The sequence below is a fragment of the Paenibacillus lemnae genome (assembly GCF_012933385.1).
Taxonomy (GTDB): Bacteria; Bacillota; Bacilli; order Paenibacillales; family Paenibacillaceae; genus Paenibacillus_AQ; species Paenibacillus_AQ lemnae.
The window spans coordinates 364,589-383,257 of the sequence record NZ_JABBPN010000001.1; the positions used below are offsets into that span (position 1 = coordinate 364,589).

Annotated in this window: 17 protein-coding genes; 8 read left to right on the forward strand and 9 right to left on the reverse strand. The window is 51.3% G+C overall.

The window, feature by feature from the left end; genetic code table 11:
• Positions 1-62 precede the first annotated feature (62 nt).
• The 6 genes from HII30_RS01625 to HII30_RS01650 all read right to left on the reverse strand — a co-directional run bounded on the left by HII30_RS01625 (position 63) and on the right by HII30_RS01650 (position 5,071).
• A complete protein-coding gene (locus HII30_RS01625; RefSeq protein ID WP_169503173.1) occupies positions 63-791 on the reverse strand; it encodes an ABC transporter ATP-binding protein in 729 nt (242 codons plus the stop codon).
• Positions 784-1,638, reverse strand: coding sequence for an ABC transporter permease (locus HII30_RS01630; protein WP_169503265.1), 855 nt, complete (start codon positions 1,636-1,638; stop codon positions 784-786). Before HII30_RS01630 ends, HII30_RS01625 begins: the two co-directional genes overlap by 8 nt.
• A complete protein-coding gene (locus HII30_RS01635; RefSeq protein WP_169503174.1) occupies positions 1,631-2,191 on the reverse strand; it encodes a nitrous oxide reductase accessory protein NosL in 561 nt (186 codons plus the stop codon). Before HII30_RS01635 ends, HII30_RS01630 begins: the two co-directional genes overlap by 8 nt.
• Positions 2,188-3,519 (reverse strand): right-handed parallel beta-helix repeat-containing protein, encoded by a 1,332-nt coding sequence (locus HII30_RS01640; RefSeq protein WP_169503175.1) that lies wholly within the window; start codon positions 3,517-3,519, stop codon positions 2,188-2,190. Before HII30_RS01640 ends, HII30_RS01635 begins: the two co-directional genes overlap by 4 nt.
• 76 nt (positions 3,520-3,595) lie before the next feature.
• Positions 3,596-4,234 carry a response regulator gene (locus HII30_RS01645; protein ID WP_169503176.1) on the reverse strand — a complete coding sequence of 213 codons (639 nt, stop codon included), beginning with the start codon at positions 4,232-4,234 and terminating at the stop codon, positions 3,596-3,598.
• A gap of 6 nt (positions 4,235-4,240) precedes the next feature.
• Positions 4,241-5,071: a sensor histidine kinase gene (locus HII30_RS01650; RefSeq protein ID WP_169503177.1), complete on the reverse strand. Its 831-nt coding sequence runs from the start codon at positions 5,069-5,071 to the stop codon at positions 4,241-4,243.
• Between the two features lie 371 nt (positions 5,072-5,442).
• Here HII30_RS01650 and HII30_RS01655 point away from each other — a divergent pair, with 371 nt between their 5' ends.
• Complete coding sequence (locus HII30_RS01655) at positions 5,443-6,336, forward strand: diacylglycerol/lipid kinase family protein (RefSeq protein ID WP_246245916.1); 894 nt, start codon at positions 5,443-5,445, stop codon at positions 6,334-6,336.
• Between the two features lie 54 nt (positions 6,337-6,390).
• Here the strand turns inward: HII30_RS01655 and HII30_RS01660 are convergent, their stop codons facing one another.
• Positions 6,391-6,837, reverse strand: a complete 447-nt coding sequence (locus tag HII30_RS01660; RefSeq protein ID WP_169503178.1) for a ferritin-like domain-containing protein — start codon at positions 6,835-6,837, stop codon at positions 6,391-6,393.
• Positions 6,838-7,043: 206 nt separating this feature from the next.
• Entirely contained in the window at positions 7,044-7,646 is a 603-nt protein-coding gene (locus tag HII30_RS01665; RefSeq protein WP_169503179.1) for a TetR/AcrR family transcriptional regulator, read from the reverse strand.
• 231 nt (positions 7,647-7,877) lie between these two features.
• Between HII30_RS01665 and HII30_RS01670 the strand changes: the two genes are divergently transcribed.
• The 3 genes from HII30_RS01670 to HII30_RS01680 all read left to right on the forward strand — a co-directional run bounded on the left by HII30_RS01670 (position 7,878) and on the right by HII30_RS01680 (position 12,185).
• Positions 7,878-10,112, forward strand: coding sequence for an MMPL family transporter (locus HII30_RS01670; protein ID WP_169503180.1), 2,235 nt, complete (start codon positions 7,878-7,880; stop codon positions 10,110-10,112).
• A 153-nt stretch (positions 10,113-10,265) separates the two neighbouring features.
• The gene (locus HII30_RS01675) at positions 10,266-11,576 is read left to right on the forward strand and encodes an NCS2 family permease (protein WP_169503267.1); all 1,311 of its coding nucleotides are present in this window, start codon (positions 10,266-10,268) and stop codon (positions 11,574-11,576) included.
• Between the two features lie 147 nt (positions 11,577-11,723).
• Positions 11,724-12,185 carry a hypothetical protein gene (locus HII30_RS01680; RefSeq protein ID WP_343045039.1) on the forward strand — a complete coding sequence of 154 codons (462 nt, stop codon included), beginning with the start codon at positions 11,724-11,726 and terminating at the stop codon, positions 12,183-12,185.
• A gap of 90 nt (positions 12,186-12,275) precedes the next feature.
• Here HII30_RS01680 and HII30_RS01685 read toward each other — a convergent pair whose 3' ends face one another.
• Positions 12,276-13,832, reverse strand: a complete 1,557-nt coding sequence (locus HII30_RS01685; protein WP_169503182.1) for an FAD-dependent oxidoreductase — start codon at positions 13,830-13,832, stop codon at positions 12,276-12,278.
• Between the two features lie 224 nt (positions 13,833-14,056).
• On the opposite strand from HII30_RS01685, the gene HII30_RS01690 reads away from it, so the two are divergent.
• The 4 genes from HII30_RS01690 (at position 14,057) to HII30_RS01705 (ending at position 18,658) form a co-directional block, all read left to right on the forward strand.
• The gene (locus HII30_RS01690; RefSeq protein ID WP_169503183.1) at positions 14,057-15,406 is read left to right on the forward strand and encodes a spore germination protein; all 1,350 of its coding nucleotides are present in this window, start codon (positions 14,057-14,059) and stop codon (positions 15,404-15,406) included.
• The gene (locus tag HII30_RS01695) at positions 15,407-16,525 is read left to right on the forward strand and encodes a GerAB/ArcD/ProY family transporter (protein WP_169503184.1); all 1,119 of its coding nucleotides are present in this window, start codon (positions 15,407-15,409) and stop codon (positions 16,523-16,525) included.
• Complete coding sequence (locus HII30_RS01700) at positions 16,522-17,640, forward strand: Ger(x)C family spore germination protein (RefSeq protein WP_169503185.1); 1,119 nt, start codon at positions 16,522-16,524, stop codon at positions 17,638-17,640. Before HII30_RS01695 ends, HII30_RS01700 begins: the two co-directional genes overlap by 4 nt.
• A 76-nt stretch (positions 17,641-17,716) precedes the next feature.
• On the forward strand, positions 17,717-18,658 hold the full coding sequence (locus HII30_RS01705) for an aldo/keto reductase family protein (protein WP_169503186.1): 942 nt from the start codon (positions 17,717-17,719) through the stop codon (positions 18,656-18,658).
• The last annotated feature ends 11 nt before the right edge of the window (positions 18,659-18,669 follow it).

The following is an 18,669-nucleotide window of genomic DNA, read 5'->3' on the forward strand; positions in this document are numbered from 1 at the left end:
GCCCCGGGGGCAGGAGACCCCGGGGCGATGCTGTATTTAGGCGATGCTGCAGGTTGGGTCGTTTAAGAGGGCTGCATAACCAAGTCGGAAAAGGCGCCGTACAGACCGCCGCTGTAGCGGTACTTTTCCTTCAAGGGCAATACGGCTCCTTGATACCGGACATGACCTGTATCCAGAAAAATAACCTCGTCAGCAGCTTGTTCGGCAACATCCAGCTGATGTGTCGAGAAGATGACGGCCTGACCTGCCTGAGCACACTGCTGCACCAGAGTGACAAACGATCGCATCCAGTACGGATCCAGGCCATTGGTAGGCTCATCCAGAATGAGCAGCGGAGGCGCTGCAAGGAGGGCTTGGGCGAACAGCAGGCGCTGGCGCATACCTTTTGAGAAGGCGGTCAGCTTCTTGCTTCTTACGGCATCAAGTCCCACAAGCTCCAGCAGCTCCTTTACGCGCTGCTTAGAAACATTACGCAGTGAAGCGTAGAACATGATGGTTTCCTGAGCAGTCAGCGCATCACCGAAGTGAAAATCATCTGGCATATAACCGATACCATCCGCACATTTCTTCCGATGCTGCTTCCAGTTCAGGCCTTGAATTGTTAGCTCACCGCTGCTTGGACGGATGATGCCGGCCGTGATTCGGAGCAGTGTGCTTTTTCCTGCGCCGTTACCTCCGCACAGAGCCAGAACCTTACCGGGCTGCAGGGAGAAGCTTAGCGGCTGAAGAAGGGTTTGCGATTTGACGATTTTGGACACTTCTCTTACTTGGAGCAGCATAGAATTAGGCATGGGTTCTCCTCCTTTGCAGTATCCATGAAGCTGCGGTCAACAGCAGTACAATCCAAAGCAAGCCTGCAGCCAGGAACGTAAGCGTGCCTTCCGGCTGATGCATCCAGTTCACCCAGCGGTAATATTCAGGTCCCAGCACAGAGCCGCCACCAAGCTTGATGACCAGAAAGAGTCTGGACAGCTCTGCGGGATTCAGAAAGACCATGATCATAAGCATAGGCTTGATCAATGGGTAGGCTAGTACACCCAGAAGAGCAATGAGAAGTGTAGGCCAGCCCAGAACGAGAAAGAACCAGACCGAGACGGAAACCGTCAGCGCCTGCCATCGGTTCCTGCACAACACACCGATGAGCAGAGATAGTGCAAGAAAGAACAGTACCAGACAGCAAGAGAATACGATAAACAGACTGTATGTTTTCCAGGTGTAAGATTGTGACGTAAAGGCACTGATCAGTCCGGATATACCAAAGCCGGCTGCAACAATAATGAGCAGTACATACAGCGTCCCGATGTATTTGCCGAGCACATATCCCGCAGCACGTATGGGGTAGGTAGACAGCAGCTGCCAGCCGCCTTCCTCCTTTTCTGCAGCGATTGAAAAAGAACCCAGCAGCAAGGTCATCAGAGGCAGCAGATATAATATGAGGTTAATCATGGCGCTGGTCGTACCGGAGTAATCCTGAAGGCCCTGCTGCTGCTGAATGAGAAGCAGGGCAAGGCTGAACAAGATAAATAAACCCATAAATGAATAAGACCAGGGATTGCGGAATCCGAGCTTGATCTCACGTCCGGCGATCGTCTGGATCGCCCGTAAGCTCAGAAAGTCCTCACCGCTTGTATTATTCATGTCCCGAATTGCCGCCATGCTCATCGCTTTCTGACGTGTCATGCGCCTCGGATCCATGTCCATGCTCGCCATCACCATGCATGTCATCCATCATATCCATTCCAGATTTCCATTCATGATTCTCAAGTTCTGCGCTGGTCATAAGCGTACCCATACCATGCTCCTGCACAAATTTGTCTGCACTTGCTTGATCTTTAAAGGAGAGAACGCCAAAAGCCATCGGAGTACGGATGTTCTCATCATAAACATAGACAGCATCTTTTAAGTGAAGCCATTCTTTCGTGTAATAATCCCGGACAAATTTTGCACCGATGTTATCCTCGCCATGCTCTTTTGTCCACACATACATGTCACCCAGATCATCGAATTTCAACGTTTTATAATCCTTTAGCTGCAGCTGTACGGCGTATTGGTCATCCTTGATCTGCATGTTGCAGACAACACATTTGTCCACATTTTCATCAATCGGAACGGCCGCATATTCCTCTTTACCGCAGCCGGCGGTTAATACGACAACAATACTGATCAGCATGAGCTTCAACATGGTTTTCATTGTGCTTTCCCCCTGAAATTAAAAATTGAGATGAGTGTAATGCCAAGCAGTATTAACGAAGCCGGAAGCACCCCTTTATGAGCTTCGGGGCTGTTTGCATCTGCCGGCAATTCCGGCGGTTTCAGCAAGGGTGAGGCATCGGACAGGCCACGCTCCTGATCGACAGGAAACAACTGCTCCAGCAAAGGCAGCCCGGGTGAATGAAACAGGAGCTGCAGCTGCGGAGTGGACCTGGTGATCTGAAGAAAAAACGGATTGACGATATAGGGAAGGTCGCTGAGACCAGATCCGTCCAAATCCAGCACCTGTGCAGAATCCCAATAATTTTGGTCCGCCGCATTGTCGCTGCTGTCTATAGCTTGGGCGGGTACGACGTTGGCAGAGAAGAGATTCTGGCGCAGCATATTCCCCTCAGCATTCAGCATTTGAATACCGATGAAGTTACTGCTGATTTCGTTAGAGAGAAGCTGATTATCCGAAGATTGTTGAACGAAGATGCCAACCCGATTTCCCTGAATAGAATTCCGGGCGACATACGACGCCGATACATCATACAGCAGCAGCCCCTGTGCGTTAACGCTGCTGTTCTGCTCTTCAAACCGATTGTCTGTAATTTCTGCTTCGCGCACACTCATAATCATGGCCCCCGTCACGTTCGACATACTGCGGTTGCGACTCAGGTCCAAATTCTTAGTGAACATAAAGTGAAATCCGTAGCGTGACCAGGATACGTCATTATCTTGTACGGTAAAGGAGTTTCCGCCTTCTACATACACACCATCCTGAAGTCGTGCTATGGAATTGCCGGTTATCGTGATGTTACTGGAATCCAGCAGATCCAAGGCATTGCCTCTGGTAGACCCGCTTTTCTGACTGCCTACAATGGTGTTGCTGTCCAGCGTAATGTCATCTGCTTCCCGAAGATAGATACCCGCCCCATACGTCTTGATACTCAGAGAGGACAAGCTGCTTCCCGGTGAAGTGATATGTATGGCGGGAACTAAAGGGTCCCGGTGCAGTTGAAGGACGGTAAAGCCGTCAAGCTGAGTCTGACCGGCTGTCAGCGATAACGCCGGCTGAGCCGAACGATTCACGATTTTGCCATCATTTCCGAGGATCTTTAACGGCTTGTCAATGACGGCAGGCCCGCTGTAGGACCTCTGCTCCAGGATGAGGGTATCACCGGGAGCTGCTGCATCAATCAGCGGCTGAAGTGGAACAGGCTGTTCTTCTGCTGCTGCCGGAACACCGATAGGGAATAAGACAGTAATCGTTATCATGAACACAAAAAAAGCACGGAATACCGTGCCTGATCGGAGAATATGCATGCCACGCCTCCTTTCCTCCGGCCGGTGTTCATTTATCCTAGAGGAAGGAGAAGGGATTGGGTATAGCTCTAAAGAGTCATTTCACCCAGCCCTGGTCATAGGCGTATCGGGTGAGCTGGACACGATTGTCCAGATGGAGCTTTTGCATAATATTTTTGAGATGGTTCTTGACCGTGTGCTCGGATATCACAAGCTCGCAGGAAATATCCCGATTGGTTTTTCCTTTGGCCACCTGCTCCAGAATTTCCTGCTCCCGCGGGGTGAGTGGCGAGCGTTCTGGCTCCAGCGGTTTGGTGGAGAATTCCTTTAACAGCTGGACTGCCAGCTCGCGGGTGAGCGGGGCCTCGTCCAGGGCAACGGCCCTGACATACTCCAGCCACGATACGGGGGAAATGTTCTTCAGCAAATACCCTTGAGCACCCTGTTTAATAGCTTCAAAGAGGTCTGTGATGTCATCAGAGACGGTGACCATAATAATCTTGACATACGGATAATTATTTTTAATCTGGCGGGTTGCCTCCAGCCCGGATTGCCCGGGCATGTTAATATCCATCAGGATCACGTCAGGCATATATACGGCGGTCATTTTCAGAGCCTCCAGGCCGTCCTCAGCCTCCGCAACGACCTCAAAGCTGGGATCTTCTTTCAAAATCTCCCGAATACCTTCCCTCGCATGGGCATGATCGTCAGCAATCAGAATGCGAATGGGCTGCATGATGCATCATCCTTTCTGTATTCTCAGAATCGTGTGTTTTTCACTGCGGGACAAGCTTAGCTTCCAGCCCAGCGCCTCGGCCCGCTCACGAATGATCCTTAGCCCGAACCGGTTAGGATCATTCAGCTGTTCCTCATCAAGACCCTGTCCATTATCTTTAATGCTTACCTGCCAGCCTCCCGGAGTCGTGCACCCTTGAACGGAGACCTGACTAGCCCCGGCGTGCTTGCTGATGTTAAGCAGTCCTTCTCGTACAGAGGAATAAAGTTCTACCTTTTCTTTGATGCTCAGTGAGGCTTCGGGAATGTTCCAATCTATGGTAACCGGAATGCCGTGCTCCTGCCCAAACTGCGATATCAAATGAAATATCGCATCCTCCCAGCCGGCAGCAGACTCTCCTTTGGGCTGTGCCCTAAGGCTGCTGATCGCTTGTCTGACATAGGCATTCAGCTCCTGAGTCACTTTGTGGAGGCCGGCATACGCAGGAGAGGTGTTCGGCGCACACGTATCCGCCGCTTTTAATTGTTCGACCTTGACACTGATCAAAAAGAGGGATTGAGCAATGCCGTCATGCAGCTCTCTCGCCAAAGCCTCCCGTTCCTCAAGAACAGCTTTAGCTGCCTGTTCTTCCCGGAGCTGAGCCTGCAGCTGTTCCATTCTTCCAAACAATTTGAGAAGCAGCGTAATACTGACCAGGAAGACAAGCACAGGAGCAAGCCAGTTCCCCAGTTCCATCGAAATATAGGGCAGAAGATACTCATGTCGGACAAACTCCCATACCGCGATCGTTAATGTAGGGATAATCAGAATAAGAATTTTAATGTTTTTGTAGCTCATAAACAGCCGCCTTTTGTTTTATTATCGTGCGAATACTTCATTTCTATATAGATTGAAAATAAGAATTACACGTTTAACGGAGAGTGAGAATCGATCTGGAGAAGCGAAGCGGTCGCCTTTATCCCCGGATTTCACCCTAAAAGTATGTAAATTCGAAAAAAATCCGGGGATAACAGCGATCGGAAGATGGTTCTCAATCGCAGTGGACTGTATGTTATTTTAAGTTCATCCTATATAGGATAATGCAATACGCTATATTTTCAACTGTTCTATGGATCGTGCTCTGATGATTTGATTAAAACAAGGGGCGCTCAGGGTAATAATATAGGCAGTACGAATGTTGGAATCTTGACACATAAAGAGGAGGAAGAATGATGTACGACCGGGCGATGCTGATTTATAACGGGAAGGCGGGGCAGCAGGAAGCAGCAACGCTGCTGGGCAGCGTCACGGCTGTGATCGCTCCCGAGGTTCGGGAGCTTGTCCTGTTTCAAACACAGGAGCCCGGCGATGGGGAACGAGCCTGCCGCGAGCGGGGATCTTCTTTTGATCTCGTTCTGATCATGGGAGGGGACGGAACGGTTCATGAGTGCATCAACGGACTGGCCGCGTTAAGTGAACCTCCGCTGGTCGGTATTCTACCGGCAGGCACTTGCAATGATTTTGCGAGATCCCTTAATTTGCCTGTCGACCTTGTGCAGGCGGCGCAGCAGCTAATGCAGGGAAACCGCAGGATGATCGATTTGGGTGCGGCAGGCGACCGGGTGTTTACTAACTTTTTCGGGATCGGTCTCATCACAGATGCTTCCGAAAATATTAATACGGGACTGAAAGGTACACTGGGGCGAATCAGTTATTTTATCAGCACGCTCCAGACGGTGAGATCGGCGGAACCGTTCAGCTACCGTCTGGATTGGGATAAAGGCACCTTGGAGGGTGAGGCCGTTATGATCTATGTGTCGAACGGGCGCTTCCTGGGAACACAGTCTCTTCCTTTTCCAGAAGAGGCTTTAGAGGATGGAGTAATGGACGTTATGATCATCCGGGAAGCTGGAATCCCGCTGTTAAAAGAAATGCTCAGCCGCAAAAATAAAGGGGCATGGGAGCCCAAAGATGACAGTATCCATTATTTTCAGACGGCATCGCTTAACTTGTCTACGGCAGAGCCGATGAAAGCAGACACAGATGGAGAGAAGTACATGGAAACACCCTCTGCTCTCGAGGTTAGAAAAGGTGCGCTGGAGTTCTTGACAGGTGAAGTTTAGAGTCTTGCAGACGGTTGATCGGTAATAGCGGTAAGCAGCAGCTGGAGATCAACGCTAGCATCGCTGAGGCAGTGTGAGGATGGACAGAAACCAAACGGCATGCTGCTGCTCATCGGCGGCGATTCTACGGAGCATATCCCGGGTGGCCTGATCGGGTGCTTGGTCTGACAGCGTTAAGTAGGCGTCGACCGTCTCCTGTTCATCGCGAAAGGCGGCAAGTACTCCGGTTCTATAGTCCTCTGGACAAGGCTCCGACATCTGAGGCATGCTCTGTCTGCCTGTGAGCCTGACATAGAGATCGGTAAAATAGCGATAGTGCCGAATTTCATCCTTGCGGATTTCAAGAATCAAATCCCGCTGTTCTTGGACAGGCGCCATGGCGGCAAGCTTTTCATAACAAATGATGGCGCTGTATTCGCCGTTGATCGCTTTTTCGAGACCGCGGATAAAATCCGGGTTGATTCCTGTCTGGGGATGAGGATAACCAGTATTTGCATACATAATTCAAAAGCCTCCCATTGATCCTTCTTCTCTATCGTATGCAGGGCGAATGCCTGCGTTACTAAAGAAAGTAATGAATGTGGGAGGCATGGCGCGGCCCAGACCTTGACGCTCGCGTGCACCAGCCCTAGCGCACGAGCTGACCGCCTGCACACCGAGGCCGAGGCAGCTCGCGCGGCGCCTGCAAACGCCAACGGACTGGAGTCTTACTTCTCCAGCCCGTGCCAGAACAGATCTACAATCTCGCGGGCAAGCTTTTCGGCTGTCTTTCCCTTAGCGATTTCACGGTTGCCAACCATCAGCACGGCGGAGAGCGCATAAGCGGTCAGGAGCGGATCTGTCTGCCGGATTTCTCCCTGCTCAATCGATCGGGCTAGATGCCCGGCAATGATCTCATGGATGCCTTCCTCCGCGCGCCGGATGTCATCCAGCTGCTCTTCGGAGAGCGAAGAACGCGCTTCCCGCATAATGGTCTCAAAATCCGCATGCTGCCGGCCCAGCTTGGTTTCCGAAACAAGGATTAAACGTTCGCGAAGCGGCATATCTTCCTCAAGCAGGGCTGCGGTTCGTTCACTGGCACGGCGCATGACGGCGGTAAGCGCAGCTGTAAACAGCTCAGGTTTACCTTTGTAGTAATAATATATGGAAGCCTTCGTGACACCACAGGCCTTGGCAATCTGCTGCAGCGATACAGCTTCATAACCCAGCTCCATAAACAGCATGGAGGCTTTGAAAAGTACGGTTTCCTGAACCGATGGCTCCTGCTCCTTGCGCTTGGGTCTGCCGGGCGTTCGAAGATTGGATTTCATGATGGATTCCTTCTTTCTTTCGATCTGCAAAAAGAACCATTTGATAATTAACCTTCCGGTATATATAATTAATTGCGGACCAAATGGACATCGCTAAAGAGACGTGATGGTCTGCTGTATAAAAAGTTTAAACCGGAATCATGATTCTGAACTAGATTTTGACAAAAGGCTATACCTTTTGCAAGTGTACACCGATTCTTACATGGATGAAAGAAGGAGGACAGGTTCCCAATGAAAGAACATACCGGATTTGGCCGTTTTGTCGCAGGCCCGAAAACCAAGTGGGTCACGCTGGCTGTGTGGGTTGTGCTTGTCGCTGTGTTAAGTGTGGCATGGCCAATGGTAAATGAGAAAGAAACCAATAATGCGCCAAACCTTCCGGAAGACAGTCCGTCTGTCCAGGCCGATCTGGTGGCGGCCCGTGAGTTTCCGAGCGGAGAAGGACTGCCCGCGCTTCTGGTGTGGCAGAGAACGGGAGGCCTCAGCGATGAGGATCTGGGCAATATCCAGAAGCTGTATGCCAAGCTGACGGAAGATCCGGTACCGTATCAGGCGGGTGAAGTGATCCCTTTTGATAAGCTCCCGCTTCCCGCTTTGAAGCAGCAGCTCTCAGAGGATGGAGAATCTCTTGTCACGCCGGTGTTTTTTGAAGCATCGGCAGGTGCAGAGGGAACAGAGGAAGGGCTGAACCGGGTCAAGGAAATGACGACAGAAGCTTTCGGTGCCAATCCTTTTGACCAGGACCTGAACGGCACGGAGCTCGCCGCACGCATCACAGGTCCGGCAGGCATATCGGTAGACGCTACCGGCCTGTTCCAGGATGCAGACGTCTCGCTCTTGATAGCTACCGTAGTGCTGGTCCTCGTTATTTTGCTGCTGATCTATCGGTCACCGGTGCTGGCCCTGATTCCGCTGGTTGCTGTCGGCTTTGCCTATGGTGTGATCAGTCCGGTGCTCGGCTACATGGCCGGAGAGGGATGGATTACGGTAGACAGCCAGGCGATTGCCATCATGACGGTGCTGTTGTTCGGTGCAGGCACGGATTACTGCCTGTTCCTGATCTCGCGCTTCCGCCAGGATCTATATGAGGAGAAGAGCAGGAAAAAAGCTTTGTTTAAAGCTTTGACGCAAACCTCAGGCGCTATTGCGATGAGCGGTATTACCGTTATTGCGGCTATGCTGGCACTGCTGTTTGCGGAATACGGTGCTTATTACCGGTTTGCCATTCCGTTTAGCGTAGCCATTCTCGTCATGTTTATTGCAAGCCTGACCCTCGTTCCCGCCATGCTGGCGATTCTCGGCAGAGGCTCATTCTTCCCGTTTGTACCTCGTACACCGGAGATGGAAGAAGAACGTGCACGCCGAAAGAACAAGCCTGTTAAGCATCGGAAAAAACAAAAGGACGATGCCATCGGCCGTCTGGCTACCCGCAAGCCTTGGACCATTACGCTGGTCGGTCTGGTGCTGCTGGGATCGCTGGCCGCGGTAACCCCGCAGCTCCGGTTTACGTATGACCTGCTGTCTTCCTTCCCGGAAGATATGCCTTCCCGTGAAGGCTTTAATATCATTGGCGACAAATTCTCGCCGGGTGATCTTGCTCCGGTGAAGGTCATGGTTGATTCAACGGGTCAAGAGGTCAATCTGCAGGAGTCGCTGTCTGGCCTGTCATTCATAAGCGATACTGGGGAGCCGGCTCAGGGAGCTGTGAATCCGAACATTGCTGCCTATGACGTGAAGCTGGCCGTAAATCCTTACGACCAGGAGGCGATGGACCGCATTCCTGAGATTCGTTCGGCAGCAGAGCAGGCACTGGGTGATGCCGGCGTTTCAGATCCTGCTTCCAAGGTGTGGATTGCCGGACAGACGGCGACCCAGTACGATACAGAGGTAGTCGGTGAGCGCGATATTATGGTGGTCATCCCGTTCATCATCGGGTTTATTACCCTGCTGCTGCTCCTATATCTCCGTTCGATCATCAGTACCTTGTACCTGATGCTTACGCTTATCCTGTCTTATTTCTCAACACTGGGGCTGGGATGGCTTATCCTGCATTACGGTCTGGGTGCAGAAGCGATTCAGGGAACCATTCCACTGTATTCCTTCGTATTTTTGGCTGCGCTCGGTGAAGATTACAACATCTTCCTGATCTCTAGCATCTGGAAGAAGAGCCGCAGTATGCCGCTGAAGCAGGCGATCCGCGAAGGTGTGCATGAAACGGGACCTGTTATCACTTCGGCGGGATTGATCCTGGCAGCTACCTTTGCAGTGCTGGCCACGCTGCCGATCCAGGTATTAGTGCAGTTCGGTGTGATTACGGCGGTCGGAGTTCTGCTGGATACCTTTATCGTTCGGCCGCTTCTGGTCCCTGCAATTACGACACTGCTGGGGAAATGGGCGTTCTGGCCGGGTAAAGCTCCGGAGCAGGTTGATGATATAGAGCCTGAGCCGGTGCCGGCAAAAGGCTGATTAAGAATACAAAACAATGAAAGAATAAAAGCGGATCCCGTGTTTTGGGATTCCGCTTTCTTTTGTGATAAGGGTATACAAAAGATGGAAGCTATTGTAGAGGGCATATCGATTGCACTACAATGGAACCATTACAGCCGAAGGGATGTTACCATGCTCAACAACAGGTTCAGACTTAAAGAACGAAACACCACGATGAAAACCGAAATCCTGGCAGGCTTGACCGTTTTTTTAACGGTAGCTTACATCATTATCGTCAATCCGATGATTCTCAAGGATGCGGGCGTGCCGTTCGACCAGAGCTTTACTGCCACCATTGCCGCCGCCGTCATCGGAACGTTGTTTATGGCTTTCTTCGCCAATTATCCTGTCGTGATTGCACCGGCGATGGGTTTGAACGCTTATTTCACGTATTCCGTGGTGGGAGGCCACGATATTCCCTATATGGTCGGATTTTCGGCTGTTTTTATATCGGGGATTATTTTTCTGCTTATCTCGCTGACCTCACTGCGTACCCGGCTGATTCAGGCGATCCCGGATAATCTGAAGCATGCGATTGCAGCAGGGATCGGCCTCTTTATCGCCTTTATCGGCATGCGTTTGTCCGGTATTATCACCGATCATGAAACCAATCTGGTTACCTTGGGAGATTTCACCGAGCCTGGCGTTGCGCTGACTCTGGTGGGTATTGCCGTGACCATTGCGCTGTTTGCTCTGAACGTTCAAGGCGCATTATTTATCGGTATGCTGATCACCGGGGTGTTTGCCTGGATCACCGGGCAGCTTCACTTTGATCAGGGGGTGATGTCTCTGCCCAGACTGCCGGAAGGGATCCTCGTGTATAATCCGCTGACCTCCATTCAGGATGTGGTGGAGTATGGATTGTACAGTGTCGTATTCTCCTTCCTGCTGGTCATGCTGTTTGATACGACAGGCGCCATGCTGGCCATCCTGAAGCAGGCCGGTTTGCTCAAGAACGGCAGGCTGGAGCGGGCAGGCAGTGCATTTGCCGCAGACTCTGTCGGCACGATCGTCGGCTCCATGCTCGGTACCAGTCCGACTGCGGCCACGGTGGAATCTGCAGCCGGCGTAGGAGCTGGCGGCAAGACCGGCATCGCCGGCATCACGGTCGCTGTACTTTTTGCTGCCGCCGCTTTCTTCAGTCCGCTCATTGGTTCACTGTCCGGCGTAGCTGCCATTACAGCACCAAGCCTGATTATTGTAGGCTGTATGATGATTCGAAGCGTCTCCGAGATCCAGTGGAACGATTTCGAAGAGGCTTTTCCCGCTTTTCTGGTGATCATCAGCATGCCGCTGACTTCCAGCATTGCCAACGGGATTGCGCTCGGATTCATCTCTTATCCTGTGATGAAAATAGCCAGGCGCAAATTCAAAGAAGTGCATCCCTTTGTCTATATTTTTGCGCTGCTGTTTCTCGTCCAGCTGATCTTTTTCGCCCATTGATTTGCAGCGAAGGAGGCAGCAGGAAAGCAGGAATAACAGACGGCAAGCTTCATACAATAGTCAAATGATGTGAACACGAATATGCCCTTAAACGTTGCAACTTTAGGAAAATCTTCTATAATGATGTGTATATTTATAAAGGGAGCCATGATATTTTTGAAAAAATCCGTACTCAACCGATTGGTTTCGGAATTGATTCGCCGGTCGGGCAGCGGAGTTTCGGTCAAGCTTGAATCCCATTTTCCGGGGGGCCGGTTAATCGGCGGGAAATACGGGATGGAAACGCACGCCGTTACGATGTATACCGAAGTCATTAAGCAGCAGTGTCTGCAGGTGTTTGGCTCACTGGATGCGGTTTATGATTATTTTGCGGTTGTTCTGGCCCATGAGCTGGGACATGCAGCAGATCAGCACTTGGCGGCGCTCTGTGACAGATTGGATGCCGCGATGGATGAACGCACCCGGACCGAGATCCTACTGCAGATTGAAGAGAATGCATGGAATCATGCCATGCCATGGTTGTTGGATGTCGATCCGGCATTCACAGACATGATTGTTGAACAGTCACTGGCGCCCTACCGTGAAGAGCTTGCCCCGGTCATCGCTTGAACCAAGCGCCTGGACAGGAACACGAAGACGTCAACCTATGCCAAAAAGGCAGGATCATCCCGCATGGGACAGCATCCTGCCTTTTTTTATTTAGTCTTCCTCTGGATCCAGCTTATTGAGTGGCTCTACAGCAGGACCCTCGAGCACGCTGCCGTCATACCCAAAACGGGAGCCGTGGCACGGGCAGTCCCATGATCGCTCGCCTTCATTCCAGTGCGTTTCACATCCCATATGTGTACAGGTCGTGTCCACCAGAAAAAGCTTGCCCTGTTCATCCTTGTACGCCCCGGCCCGCTGGCCATTATGACGAACTACCCCTGCTTCACCCGGACCGATGTCTGAAATTTTATCATGGGTCATGTCGAATTTGCCGGAGATCAGTTCTTTCGCTACACCTGCATTTTCAACGACTAGTGTCTTCAGGCTAGGATCACTTTTGAAACGGGATGGGGAGAACAGCTCGCTGTACCGGTTATCCTGTCCCAGAAGCTGGTCTCTGAGAATCAGGGCGGCCGCTGTTCCGTTGGTCATCCCCCATTTCCGGTATCCGGTAGCGACGTAGACGCGGTCTTCCTTGGAGGTCAACTGGCCAATGTAAGGCAGGTTGTCGAGCGTAATGAGATCCTGTGTGGACCAGCGGTAAGGAATGCTGCGCGCACCGAGGAGTTCCCCGCCGAACACTTCCAGATTCTCGTAATGCCTGTGGGTACAGTCGCTCTTGCCCGTAGGATGATCTTCACCGCCCACCAGAACCAGTTCTTCGCCCTGGTATGTTACAGACCGCAGGGAACGAGCAGGCTGATCGACGCTCAGGTACATACCGCCCGGATAGGCAGTTTCCGGCTTGATGGCCACCACGTACGAGCGGTCAACATGCAGCCGGGCAAAATACATGCCTTTTCCGTCGTAAAACGGAAAATGGGATGCGGAGACAGCCTGTTGACAAGTGATCTTATGCTGTCCGCGCTCGGTGTACAGGATGACCGGTCCGTCTGTATCCGCCTTCTCGTCTATCGTGGTATTTTCGTAGATGGTTCCGCCCAGCTTCAAGAACTCCTGCACCATAGCCTTCAAATAGGCGAGCGGGTGGAAGCGGAACTGTCCCGGCATCTTGATCGCGCCGGTAACTTGAATCGGCAGGGGAAGTCGGTCTGTCCACTCTCCCGGAATACCCAGCTTCTTATAGGCCTCATATTCATCTTCCAGCTGCGATTTTGTTTTGTCATCTTCTGTGGTGTATATATACGCATCCTCTGTCACCAGATCACACTCGGCACCCAGCTCTGCCGTCAAATTCCGAATAAAGTCCATCGCCTCGGCTCCGGCTTCGTAATACAGACGCGCATTCTCCTCGCCAAAGTGATGCATGAGCTCATTATAAATCATGCCATGCTGGGTTGTGACCTTCGCTGTCGTAAATCCGGTCGCCCCGTCCAGTATCCGTCCGGCATCCAGCAGCGTTACCCTGCGGCCTGCTTTAGCCAGCAGATAAGCTGTCGTGATCCCTGTAATGCCTGCGCCAACGATTGCAATATCGGTTTCGATATCTTCTGCCAGCCGCGGGAAAGCCTTAAGATCCGTTGTCGCTCTCCACAAGGATTCCGGGAATTTCGGCAAGCCGCTGCTTCGTTTCATGTCCTGTTCCATTCACATCAGCCTCCTTATTGTATACATGTTATTGATCCGTGTCCCTTCTGGGCTCGTCAACCATTATTACCACCATGAGGTAAAAAGAAACCGATATCATCCCCGCGGCCGAGGGTGTTTCCCCTACTGCAGGTTTCTTTGGATACATAATGTGGAGTCTTTTTGAAGAAAATACCTTGAAGATCAATATACGGACTCCACTTCACGGAATGAGGGAATGTAACATGTCATCACACAAAAGTCATGCGCAGCAGACCCGGGAATGGCTGCTGAAGCAGCTGGAAAATGTCGGGGACAAGGAAGAGTGCACGCTTTCGATCGGACAGGATCAGGCTGTTCTGATCTATCTGAAAACCATGACCGACCCGATAACCGTTCAGGAACAGCTGGTGAACCGGTTTTATGAACTGAATGACCTGGACCAGTACCATAACTTTGTGTCATCCTTTCCTTCTGTTAAAGAAGCGAAGGACCAGGACGAACTGCTGGGAAGCTTGCTGAAAGGCCAAGTGATTGTATGTATTGGGGATCAAATGTATATGTTTGATGCGCTTCTGGTGCAAGGGGCCACCGTGTCCGATGCCAAGACCGAGAATGTCATTCAAGGCCCGACAGATTCGTTTACAGAAAGCCTGGATACGAATATGAACATGATTCGGCGCCGCTATCAGAGTGCGAATCTGAAAGCTGAATATATGGCCATCGGGAAGCTGTCACAGACCCGGATTGCGATACTGTACGACGATTTAAGGGTGGATAAAGCAGTGCTTAAAGAATTAAAGGAACGGCTGGACAACCTGGAGGCGGATGTCATTCAATCGGCATCGGAGATCGAGCGGTTTACGATGACTCCGAAATGGCGGCTGTTTCCTACGATGATGCTCAGTGAACGGCCGGATCGGACCGTGCTGAACCTGTCACAGGGAAAAGTTGTAGTTGTGATCGATACCACGGGGTATGTCATTCTGCTACCCGCTATTTTCAATGATTTCTTTACTGCCATGGATGATCAGATCCAGCTTCCGCCCATTGGCTGGTTTCTGAAGGCCGTGCGATATATAGGACTGGTGGCTACTTTGCTGCTGCCCGCGCTGTACGTAGCGTTTACTTCCTACAATCCCGAGATTTTAAAGATGCAGATTGCGCTGCTGATCGCCGGCAGCCGGGCAACAGTTCCCTATCCTTCCTTTGTCGAAGTGATATTCATGCTGCTGGCCATGGAGTTTCTGACCGAGGCCAGTGTCCGGCTTCCGAAAGCGATCGGTCCGACAGCGACCACGGTAGGTGGTCTGATTCTGGGAACGGCAGCTACGGATGCGGGCCTGGTCAGCAATATTATGATCATTCTGGTCGCAGCTGTTGCAATTACCAACTTTGTCATCCCCATGTCCATGATGAGCTTCGGGATCCGATTAGCCAAATACGGATTTATCATGCTGGCAACCTTCTTCGGACTTGTCGGCATCGTACTTGGCATCATCAGCATGATTCTGTATCTGGCCAGCCTGAGGAGCTTTGGAAAACCTTATTTGAAAATGTTCGCCATTCGAAAGTTAACGGAGGAGGGGAAGTAGGTGGTCAGAAGTGTCTATTTCTACTATCTTTTTCTGCTCAATGCGCTGATGAACCTGGTCAATTTTGTGCCCAGGATTCTAATTGGAGACCGTTTCGATGGAGCCGTGATGGGGGTGATGCTGGCCATTCCGATCGGCATGCTGTTCATGTATCTTTTTGTACGAATGATCACCAAATTTCCCGGACAGGGTTTTCCTGAAATTTTTGCTAAATACCTGCCCGGTTGGCTGGGAAAGTTGATCCTTTTCCTGCTGGCCTTTGTCTGGTTCTCGGCAAGCTCGGTCACTTTGGTGGGATTTATGGATGTGACAGGCAGATATATTAGCCCGGATGTATCACCTTATACCATTCTTATAGGTTTTTTGGCTGTTGTCTGCCTGGGGGCAAGGCGAAGCTCGGAATCCATTTTGTATGCGCTGGAAATTATTTTGTTCATTATGGTGCCGCTGATTGTTTACATGACATACCGCGCGATCAGCAGTCCGTATTTCCAGTGGGATGCCGTCAAGCAGGTACTGACTTATTTCTGGACCGCACCGACGCTGACTTCTGTCGCTGCAGCTACATATATCTTCAGCGGGTATGCCAATGTGGTTATCTTCAATCGTGTCTTTCAAAAGCTGCGCGTCCGCCACTATTGGGCCATTGCTTTGATAGGGGGAATGACCGCTGTCATGGCTATGCTTGCTCCTGTCGGTTTTCTGGGTGCGGAAGGGGCCGGGTTCCATGTATACCCTGCGTTCTCGACGGTAGACTCACTTCGCATCCGTTACTTCATTATTGAACGAATGATTTATATATTCTATGTCGTCTATCTCTGCCTTTCGCTGGTGAACTCTATTATCCACTGGCATGTGGCTAAAGAGATGGTCCTGGGTGCAATCGAGAAGCCCGTTTCCCGTTCTCAGGATCGAGGTCCTTCCCAGAAAAAAAGGGATACCAAAGAGTGGTGGATCCTGGCGTTCTTTTCTGCTGCGGTGATGGTTGGCGCATCTCTTATGGATCAGTTTTCAAATAATCTCATTGGGATCTGGTTTCTCAATATGCGGTTGTGGGCGGAGCTGCTGTTGTTAATTCTGCTGGCATTTTGTGTGCTGCGGAGGAGGTCAAGGGCATGAACAGAATAAAACAAGGCATCCTGCTGCTGTGTTTCCTCACTCAGATGCTGCTGGTCAGCGGATGTGAGTTTCGGGATATAGATCTGCGCTTGTTTATTGTGGCTATGGGTGTCGATACCGTCGAAGACAACCCCGATGTATTGAAATACACGTTTAAAGTGGCCGTTCCCATGGGAGATCCGAAATCCGGTGAAATCAAATCGCTTATTCTGACACAGGTCTCCTCCTCCATCGCCAAGGCAGCTAGGGAAATCAAGTCCAAAGTCGATAAAGAGCTGGATTTTGGTCACTGCAAGACAGTGCTGTTCGGGGAGAGCTACGCCCGCAGAAGTATTCGCGAAATGCAGGAGTGGACGGTCCGGCGGCGGGATACCCAGCTCATAATGTATCCGGCTGTGGCTGTGCCTGATGCGGAGACCGTATTGAATATAAGTCCTGCCACCGAGCGCATTGCCGGCAATGCCAAAGCTTTGGCATTGAGTGAGGAAGGAACCGAGTCCCCGTATATTGTGAAGACGTATATGTTTGATGTTGACCGCCGGATCCGGGACGAGGGAATAGACCCTTTCCTGCCGGTGATCGGCATTGTTGAGGGCGGCAGTCCCATGCTGAATATTAACAAGGTCGCACTGCTCGATAAGGAAAAAGTCAGAGATATACTTGCCCCTGAGGATACCAAGATCTTTAATCTGCTTCATGTCCGCAACCTGCGTACCGATCTGGAGACGATGATGCACGGCAATCACTATAATCTGAATGTAGACCGGAGCAGAGCAGTGTACCAGATCATAACGACAGAGCCAGGTAAGGGAGAAATTCACTATAAGATAACCATCGGTGGAAACCTGGAAGAGAAAGATGACTATAACAAGCTGTCTCATGGGGAATTAATCGAACTGGAGAAATCATTTAATGAAAGTGTCGCCAAAGATGTGGAGACATTGCTGTTGAAAATCCGTGATACGGGAACGGACCCGACCGGCTTCGGACTAAGATATTTCGGCACGCACTGGAATAATGCCACAGAGAAGCAGCAGTGGAAGGACATGTATCCGGGGATAACGTTTAAAGTAGATGTCCAGGTTGACATTAAAGGAACAGGATACAGCCGTTAACCTGTGCGTGCTTCAACTACCTTCTGAGTGGTAGAATAAAAGAGTGTACCTATCTTGGTGAAGGAGGAAATCGGATATGGAATTCAGAAGACTTGGAGGCAGCGGGCTCAAGGTAAGCGAAATCAGCCTGGGCAGCTGGCTGACCTACGGGGGCTACGTAGAACGGGAAAATGCGGTGAAATCCATCCAGACCGCATACGGGCTCGGCGTCAATTTTTTTGACACGGCCAATGTGTACGAGCAGGGTGCAGCAGAAGTGGTCGTCGGAGAAACGCTGCAGGGATTTCCGAGGGAATCCTATGTACTGGCAACCAAGGTGTTCGGCAAAATGGGCGATGGCCCCAATGACCAGGGTTTATCCCGCAAGCACATTATCGAGCAGTGCGATGCCAGCCTGAAGCGGCTGGGCATGGATTATATTGATCTCTACTACTGCCACCGGTTTCATCCCGAGACTCCTGTAGAGGAAACATTGCGGGCACTGGATGATTTGGTGCGAGGCGGCAAGGTTCTCTATGTCGGAGTAAGCATGTGGACAGCAGCCCAGATGGAGGAAGCGCTGGCCATTGCTGACCGTTACCTGCTGGACCGGATTGTCGTTAACCAGCCGCTGTACAACATGTTTGAACGTGGAATCGAGAAAGAGGTCATTCCGCTTGGAGAAAGAAAAGGCATCGGACAGGTTGTGTATTCTCCACTGGCGCAAGGACTGCTGACCGGTAAGTACGCTTCCCGGGAGAGTATGCCGGAGAACAGCCGGGCCGCGAAGCTGGGTGCTGACCGATTGAAGATCAGCGGCGAGCGCATCGAGAAGGTTCAGCAGCTTGGAGCGATTGCCGGAGATCTTGGCATCTCGGTCGGCCAGCTTGCTCTGGCCTGGGTGCTCCGGCAGCAAAATGTCAGCAGTGCTCTTGTCGGTGCAAGCCGGCCGGAACAGGTGGAAGAGAATGTGAATGCTTCCGGGATCAAGCTGTCTCCGGAGACGATCTCTGCCATCGAGGATATTTTGCAGCCTTAAAAAGATTCATT